Genomic DNA, 1,489 nt, shown 5'->3' on the forward strand with positions numbered 1-1,489 from the left:
GCGAGTGCGGACCCGAGCTGCCCGAACAACGACCCGAAGTTCGGGTTCTGCGTCGGAGGGAAGATCCTCGAGGAATTCAACGAAACCGGAGGCTGGCCGTTCTTCGGAAATGCCACGAACTACGAGGCGGACGCCGCAAACTACGGGCGTTGGCAACCGTTCGAGAAGAACAGCTCGATCTACTGGCACGCGAATGTGTCCAACGGACATGCCAATCAGATCGGCGGGCTCATCCGCGACAAGTGGGGTGCCATGGGATGGGAGGGCGGCAGCGACCTTGGATACCCGGTGACCCGAGAGCTCGGAACGCCCACCAAACCCGGCCGCTACAACCACTTCGAAGGCGGTTCCATCTACTGGTCACAGCCAACCGGAGCATGGCCGGTGTGGGGCGCCATTCGAGACCAATGGGCAAATGCTGGATGGGAAAACAGCAACTTCGGGTTCCCATCCTCCGACGAATACAACTGCTGGGACGGAATCAATCCGGACAACAAGAACTGGATCTACGGTGGCAAGGGGCAGAATTTCCAGAACGGGCGTTTGTTCTGGAATTCGGCACCGAACAACTTCACAAACTCGTACAGCTCCGTCCACGGATCTCCGCGTACGCTCAAATACAGCTCCACCACCAAATACACCAGCGCGTTCAACAGTTCAGTCAGTACATGGAACGGGCTCGGTCGAGTAGCCATCTCCCAAGCACCGGTACTCAACAACGAGGTCCTGGTGGTCAGGGACGTCAATCGATCGGACTACAGCTGGGCGGGTCACTACGAGAACCGGGGCACCGACTACTCCACACTCGAGATGAACGACGCGAAATTCAGTGGCCCCAGCGATGCCCGAATTCAGCCTGTGATGCTCCACGAAATGGGGCACTCACTTGGACTCGCTCACAGCTGCGCAGGCTCGAACATGGACGAACGGATCTACTTCACCAAGACGTCCACCCTGTCCGACCTGGACAAGTCCTCCTACAACACCAAGCATCCGTGAGAAAATGCACGCGAGAAGGGAACCAACCATGACCATTTCGACGAAGAAGCGGATCGGAGTGGCTCTCGCCGTAGCCGCAGCATTAGCTCTCGGTGCATGCACGACCGAAGACTCCTCCGGCGCCAGCGACAAGCAGACGACACAGGAGAGCCCACACACGAACGCGCATTCGGATGCCTCGTGGGTCATCGACATCCAAGATCAGCGCCAGGTCGCAGGTTTCGCAGACGCTGTATTCGTCGGCACTGTGCTCGAGCAGAGCGGATTCGCGGCCGACCGCAGCGCGGTTCCGGAAACACAGTTCCGTGTTCAGGTCTCGAATTCCTTGAAAGGCGAAGTCGCCGAGGAAGTCACGGTGAATCAGCAGGGAGGGACAGATCCCAAAACCGGAGGGGTCTGCTGCACGGATAGGTGACATCTGATCTGTGGTGCCGAGAGGTGCCGCTGGAAGGATGTGCACCATGCCGAAGCCCTATCCCCGAGAGTTCCG

At 58.8% G+C, this 1,489-nt stretch carries 2 protein-coding genes; both read left to right on the forward strand.

All coding sequences use genetic code 11. From position 1 onward, the window contains the following. Window positions 1–999, forward strand: a 999-nt coding sequence (locus A2J01_RS36665) for a M66 family metalloprotease (protein WP_197494329.1), incomplete at its 5' end; no start/stop codon positions are given. A gap of 28 nt (window positions 1,000–1,027) precedes the next feature. Beyond that, window positions 1,028–1,414 (forward strand): hypothetical protein, encoded by a 387-nt coding sequence (locus A2J01_RS28725; RefSeq protein WP_064114099.1) that lies wholly within the window; start codon window positions 1,028–1,030, stop codon window positions 1,412–1,414. The last annotated feature ends 75 nt before the right edge of the window (window positions 1,415–1,489 follow it).

The organism is Rhodococcus sp. EPR-134 (genome assembly GCF_001647205.1).
GTDB classification, from domain to species: Bacteria; Actinomycetota; Actinomycetes; order Mycobacteriales; family Mycobacteriaceae; genus Rhodococcus_F; species Rhodococcus_F qingshengii.

Excerpts from the sequence above, each read along its gene's own strand:
- A2J01_RS28725 (WP_064114099.1), top strand. The coding sequence starts at position 1,028 with ATGACCATTTCGACGAAGAAGCGGATCGGAGTGGCTCTCGCCGTAGCC.